Genomic DNA, 6,199 nt, shown 5'->3' with positions numbered 1-6,199 from the left:
AGAGTCTGGACCTCCGACATCACCTACCTGGCCACCGGGCAGGGCTGGCTATACCTGTGCGCGATCCGGGTCAGCGGCACCGGCCACCCGGCGACCAGATCGGCGAGCAATGCCCCCAAGGCAGCCCCGTTGTCGGAGATACGCAGACCGGAGTTGTAGCGCACCAGCACCGGAGTCAGCCCGAGCACCACCCCGGTCACCTGCCGGAGTTGCTGGCCGGCCAACTGGCCGAGTTCCTTGGCTTCCTGGGATTTCATCGCATCCTCGGATCTGCGGACTGACTCCAGACTGCCACCGGCGAGAGCGAAGCGCACAATCGGACGTGACCGAAGCGGTAAACCGTCGTCAGGCCCCAGGCGTGAACAGGACGACGACGATGCCGCCGCCATCCGGGAGGGACCGATGACGAACGCCCCAGCGCACACCCGATCGCTTCGCTGGCGGGCGCTGCTGATTGCCCTCGCAACGCTCCTGGCGCTGGGAGTCGGCGCTGCGGGGAGCCCGGCGGCGAGCCCGCCCCAGGGTGGCGTCGCGATTCCCGGTCGGCTGAGCACGATCGTCAGCGATCCAACCGCCGGCGATGCCAAGGGGACGGCGATGCCGATCCGTCACCACCTCACCCTTGGCGGCACGACGATCGAGATCCCGGAATCCCAGGCGCGCGGGGTGCGCCCGGGGGCGGTCACGGCCTACCTGGCCGGGATCGGAGCCGCCGACCCGGACTCGGCCGCGCAATCACTGCGCACAGGCACCGCCCGCCTGGTCGGGCTGGAGAGCACCGGGCCCGAGCCGCGCATACCGGGCACCCATCGCGTCACGATCGTGCCGGTCTACTGGACGACGCCACCGCCGGATGTGCCGGACCCGGTCTCGGCCCTGAGCACCACGATGGGCAAGGTCGCCACCTACTACGACACGGCGACCGCCGGGCAGATCCGTTTCGTCACCGACACGGTGCTGGGCTGGAACAAGATCAGCCTCTCCCGAGAGCAGATCACCAGCTGTGACTACCCCGCGATGCTGACGAAGGCGCGGGCTTTCGCCCCATCGACGCCGCGGGACGAGCTGCATCACTTCGTCGTCTTCATGCAGTCCGCACCGGACTGCCCGTGGGGCGGCCTGGCGACCGTGGGGACCAGCGCCGATGGCGACCTGGTCAGCTGGATCAACGGCCAGGCGTGGGAAGCCTCGCTCTTCGTCCACGAGTACGGCCACAACCTGGGGCTGTGGCACAGCGGATACCTGCAATGCTGGAACCCCACCCGCACCATCAATGTCACGCTCTCGACGAACTGCGACCAGAAGACCTATCAGGATCCCTGGGATTTGATGGGCGCCCCGCTGAACATGCCCGGCATGATCGCCACGATCAACAAGGAGCGCCTCGGGGTGCTCGCGCCGGCGGACAATCCGCTGCTCACGTCCACGCAGCGGATCACCCTCAATCCGGTCGCCGCCACGTCCGGAGTGCGCGGTTTCCGCCTCCGCTTCGGCGAGGTCGAATACTTCGCCGAATACCGCACGAGCACCGGGCTCGATGCCTGGACCGACGATCTGAGCTATGTCGATCCGTCCGGGGTCACCCGTGACGATCCCGGTGGCGGGCTGATCGTGCGCCGCCAGGACGGCCGCTTCGGTCAGTGGGGCGAGATCGACGTGCTCGACTTCCACCCCGATGCCGACCCGCAGAACTACGCCTGGCATCCGGGGATGGAACCTGGGGAGAGCTACACCTTCGCCGAGCATGGCGTCACACTCTCCTTCGTCAGCGCGAGCGCGAGCGCGGCCGTCGTCGACGTCACTCTGACTGCCGATGACGGGGTGGATCGGTGGGACGGTCCGGATCGGTATGCCGCCTCCGCGGCCATCTCCGCGCGCAGCTTCCCCGCCGGGGTCGGCACCGCCTTCATCGCCTCCGGCGAGGTCTTCAGCGACGCCCTGAGCGGGGCGCCGGTCGCGGCGATGCTCGGCGCTCCGGTGCTGCTGGTGCGACGGGATTCGTTGCCCGCCACCATTGCCGCCGAACTGCGGCGCCTGCAGCCGACGCGCATCGTCGTTCTCGGCGGGCCGGCGACCGTCAGCGAGGCGGTGCGCGCCGATGTGGGTGCGTATGCCGTTGAGCCGGTGGTGCGCTGGGCGGGCGCCGATCGGTATGCCGCCTCGGCCGCCATCTCGGCCAGCATCTTCGACCCGGGCGTGGAGCGCGCCTTCGTGGGCTCCGGCGAGGTCTTCAGCGACGCGCTGAGCGGGGCGCCGGTCGCCGGGCTCACCCCGGGGCCGATGCTGCTGACGCGATCCGATCGCCTGCCCGAGCCCATCGTCGCCGAGCTGAAACGCTTGCGCCCCAAGCAGATTGTCATCGTGGGCGGGCCGGCGAGTGTGAGTGCTTCGGTGCAGGATCAGCTGGCATCCTTCGCATCCGACCGGGTCGTGCGGTGGTCCGGACCGGACCGCTATAGCGCCTCGGCGGCGATCTCCAAGGCGACCTTCCGGCCGGGCGTTGGGAGCGTCTTCGTGGCCAGCGGACTGGTCTTCACCGATGCGTTGTCCGGGGCTCCGGTGGCCGGGATGAATGCGTCACCGGTCCTGCTGGTGCGCACCGGCGACATCCCGGATGCCATCGCGAGTGAGTTGCGCCGCCTCAAGCCTCGGCGGATCGTCGTCCTGGGCGGCCCGGCCACCGTGACCACGCAGGTGGAGGCGGACCTCGCGGCCTATGTCACCCGCTGAGGCGGCCGCCGAGGGGCGGCGCCGGGCGGGGGCGGCGCCGGGCGGGGCGGCGGCGGGCTCGCGCGCGGCAGGTCAGGCGGGCGCGGGGTTGCCCACCAGCCGCAGCAGGGTTCCGTCCGGATCGATCAAGGCGCCTATCCGCAGGCCCGAGTCCTCGCGTCGCGGCGGGTGGATCCGGGGCCAGCCGCGGGTGGTCTCGGGGAGGCCGGCAGCACGGCATACGGCATAGAAGGCATCCACATCGTCCAGCCGCAGGCAGCAGCTGATATTGCTGGTCGCCGGGTCGACGTCCGGCCACGGAAAGAACTCCAAGGTCAGGCCACCGCGGGTCAGGATCATCCAGCCCTCGTCCCGATAGCCGGTCGTGAACCCGAGACGCCCATAGAACTGGGCCGTCGCCTCGAAGTCGCTCGAGGGCAGGTTGGGAGTCGCGTGATCCGGCATCCGGCCAGCCTAGGCCCGGCCCGGTGGCCGTGAGGGGGTCGGCGTGCGCCGGTTGTCACCCCGGTCAGAGCCCGAGGCGCTTGGCCACCTCGGGACCACCCATCTCGCGGATCACCTCGGGGTCGCCCACGACGACCAGTCGGTCGGTGGCGCGGGAGAGCCCGACATACAGCTTCTCCCGGCTGCGGTCGTGGGCGTTCGACTCGTTGACACAGAGCACAACCACCCGGCGCTCGAGTCCCTTGAAGCCGAGCACGTGCCCGTAGAAGACCTGATCAGCGTCCCAATAGCTGTCCCAGTAGCTGCCTTGGCCGTCCGCCTCCTGCCGGGCCACCTGCTCGGGGTGGCGCCGGCCGGTGGTGATGAGCGCCAGGTCCTCGGGGCGCCAGCCCTCGTCCAGCAGCGGGTCGATCTGGTCGTCGGCGACGTCCATGGCCGTCGCCGGGGCGCAGGCGATGAAGGTCACCTCGGGCCCGTCGCCGCCCAGGAATCGCATCCGACTCGGAGTCAGCGGGGCGAAGACGTCGGCGATCTGCTTGGTGTTGCGCAGATTGTGGTCCAGGACCAGCGGGACGAGTTGCACCGGCGGGCGACCGAAGCGCGGGAAGACCCGCTGGTTCTCATCGGAATAGACGAAAAGGCCGCCGCTGTCGGGATCGACCAGCGCCCCGAGGAGGGGCAGCCACCAGGCGTCGGCGAAGTCCTGCGCCTCGTCCACCACGATCGAGTCGAAGCGCCGTTGCGGTGGCAGCTCCTCGACCAGCTCGCGCATTCGGGCCGGAAGATCGTTCTCCCAGAACGCAATATTCTCCCGGTCCCCGAAGTCAGCGACCCCGAGATAGCCGGCGAACTCCTCATAGGTGCCCACGAAGGCCGGCCGCCGATTCCGCGGCCAGGACTGGGTGATCCGCGTGAAGTAGGAGGCCAGGCCGATGGAATAGCACAGCAGCGCCACCCGCTGCGCCCGTCGCTCCGCACGTCCGGCGGTCAGCGCGCGGACTTGGGCCAGGGCCAAGGACGTCTTGCCACTGCCCGCCCCTCCGCGGATCTCGACCCGGTTCAGCAGGCGCGTCACGTCCAGGATCATCGCCTGCTCTGCCGTCAGCCGCTCGGCTCGGTCCTCCCGTTCGCCCGCGAGCGCCACCACATCGCGCAGCGGCAGATTGCGCCCGCGAAGGATCTCGACGATCTGGTCGGTATCCCGCGGGGTCGGAGCCGGGAGGCCGTGCTCCGGCCGGAGCGCGCGGAGCCGCTCGGCCAGTTGCGCCAGGTCGTCGCGATCGTGCACGAGGGCTCGGGGGCAGTCCGGCAGCGCGAAATCGGCATCGACGCTGGAATACGGCAGCACGATCGCGTGCCCCCACCGCAGCCGCCCGCGGCTCCACCGCGGGTCGCTCTCGACATACGCCCGCACTGCATACTTCGCGCTGGTCGCCTGGGCGACGGGGTCGATGTTCGTGACCCCGTATGCCGTGTGCTGGCGCCACTGACCCGCCTGGTCGATCTCGATCGAGCCGCCCTTGACCTCGATCACCACGGCGCCCACCCCCGGGATCAGCACGAGCAGGTCGATCTCGTACTCGCGCTGCGCATCGGTCAGCGGGAGGTTGGCCAGGATGGTCCAGTCCGGTGGAGCCTGGGCCATCAGCTGCTCCCAGACCAGCTGTTCGGACTCGGTGCGCCAGACCGGATCCGGGGGTATGGCGCGGGGGGCGTCGACGGTCATGGCCTCAGTGTCGCGAACGCGCGGCCTTGCGGATGGCGTCGACCATCTCCCAGAGCGCGATGGCCAGCAGCACCAGCACCAGGACTCGCATGGTCCGCTCCTGGTCGCCAAGGGCCTCGTGATAGGGCCAGTTCGTCGGCAGGGTGTCCCAGGCAATCAGGTCGTTGCGCCCGGCCAGCCACACCAGCGGCGCGGTGAAGAGAAGCGTGCCGGCCAGGCTGGCGATCGCGGTGGGCCAGGACCAGCGTCCGCGGGCCAGAACGTGGACCGAGGCGAGCAGGCTCACGGCCAGGCCTGCGGCGAGCACCCAGCGCAGGGAGTATGCGGTGTCGGTGAAGATCTGCCCCCAGCGCACCTGATCGACGGAGCCGCCAAGGCGCCCGGGCAGCAGGACCAGGGTCAGCACGAAGGCCTCCAGGATGACCGCGGCGATGCCCTCACCCCAGGAGACTTGGCGCGCCTGCGGCTCCGGCAGGTCGCCAGGGTCCCAGTCCTCGGCGCTGCCGAACCCGTCGATGACCTCGCTCCCGCTGCGCTCGGCGATCGCGTAACCCACGGTGACCCAGAAGGCCACCATCACCGTGGCGACGAAGACACTGCTGACAATGCTGCCCAGGAGGTCGACCAGCGAGCCGGAGTCCCCCAGTCCCGACAGCAGGGTGACCGCACCGGCGAGCAGCGGCACCCAACTGAGCAGCATCGTCATGGTGCGTCGCCACGCGGGATACAGCCGCGGGCCGATCAGCACCCGGCCGACCCCGCGATAGCTCGCCGCGAGCGTGCTCGGGTCTCCCAGCGTCAGCAGCGCCGCGTGCTCGGCCGCGGACGGGTCGGTCCCCGGCGGCGCGGCGGCCACGGTGTCCTCGATCGTGCCGCGCAACTCGGCGGCAATATCGGCACGCTGATCCTCGGGCAGATGGGCCGTGACGGCGTGCACATAGCGGTCGGTCAATGAAGTCATCGTCATCCCCTTGTCGTGAGTGTCTCGAGTGCGGTGGTCAGGCCACGCCATTCGCCCATCAGTTCCGCGAGAGCGGACTCGCCAGCTGTGGTGAGCACATAGAACTTGCGCGGCCGGCTCTCGTCGGTATTCCACTGGCTGGTCAGCAACCCCTGCCTCTCCAGTCGGCGCAGCAGCGGATAGAGCGTGTTGCCCTCGACCTCGATCCCGGCCTGGGCCAGGTGCTCGAGCAGGGCATAGCCATAACGCGGCTCCCCCAGGCTCGCGAGGGCAGCCAGCACCACCGTGCCTCGGCGCAACTCCTGGCTGTGCGTCGCCAGCGTCTCCTCGGTAGCCAT

General features: G+C 69.9%; 6 protein-coding genes. 1 reads left to right on the top strand and 5 read right to left on the bottom strand.

The window, feature by feature from the left end:
• Nucleotides 1-23: 23 nt before the first annotated feature.
• Complete coding sequence (locus ABD225_RS18510; protein WP_344089148.1) at nucleotides 24-257, bottom strand: hypothetical protein; 234 nt, start codon at nucleotides 255-257, stop codon at nucleotides 24-26.
• Between the two features lie 145 nt (nucleotides 258-402).
• On the opposite strand from ABD225_RS18510, the gene ABD225_RS18505 reads away from it, so the two are divergent.
• Nucleotides 403-2,730, top strand: a complete 2,328-nt coding sequence (locus ABD225_RS18505) for a cell wall-binding repeat-containing protein (protein WP_344089145.1) — start codon at nucleotides 403-405, stop codon at nucleotides 2,728-2,730.
• Between the two features lie 72 nt (nucleotides 2,731-2,802).
• On the opposite strand, the gene ABD225_RS18500 is transcribed toward ABD225_RS18505, so the two are convergent.
• The 4 genes from ABD225_RS18500 to ABD225_RS18485 all read right to left on the bottom strand — a co-directional run bounded on the left by ABD225_RS18500 (nucleotide 2,803) and on the right by ABD225_RS18485 (nucleotide 6,199).
• Complete coding sequence (locus ABD225_RS18500) at nucleotides 2,803-3,174, bottom strand: bleomycin resistance protein (protein WP_344089142.1); 372 nt, start codon at nucleotides 3,172-3,174, stop codon at nucleotides 2,803-2,805.
• Nucleotides 3,175-3,238: 64 nt separating this feature from the next.
• Nucleotides 3,239-4,900, bottom strand: a complete 1,662-nt coding sequence (locus ABD225_RS18495) for a nuclease-related domain-containing DEAD/DEAH box helicase (RefSeq protein ID WP_344089139.1) — start codon at nucleotides 4,898-4,900, stop codon at nucleotides 3,239-3,241.
• A gap of 4 nt (nucleotides 4,901-4,904) precedes the next feature.
• Entirely contained in the window at nucleotides 4,905-5,861 is a 957-nt protein-coding gene (locus ABD225_RS18490) for an HAAS signaling domain-containing protein (RefSeq protein WP_344089136.1), read from the bottom strand.
• A gap of 2 nt (nucleotides 5,862-5,863) precedes the next feature.
• Complete coding sequence (locus ABD225_RS18485) at nucleotides 5,864-6,199, bottom strand: PadR family transcriptional regulator (RefSeq protein WP_344089133.1); 336 nt, start codon at nucleotides 6,197-6,199, stop codon at nucleotides 5,864-5,866.

The organism is Nostocoides veronense, from assembly GCF_039531185.1.
Classification (GTDB): domain Bacteria; phylum Actinomycetota; class Actinomycetes; order Actinomycetales; family Dermatophilaceae; genus Nostocoides_A; species Nostocoides_A veronense.
This window is presented reverse-complemented; position numbering and strand designations above follow the sequence as displayed.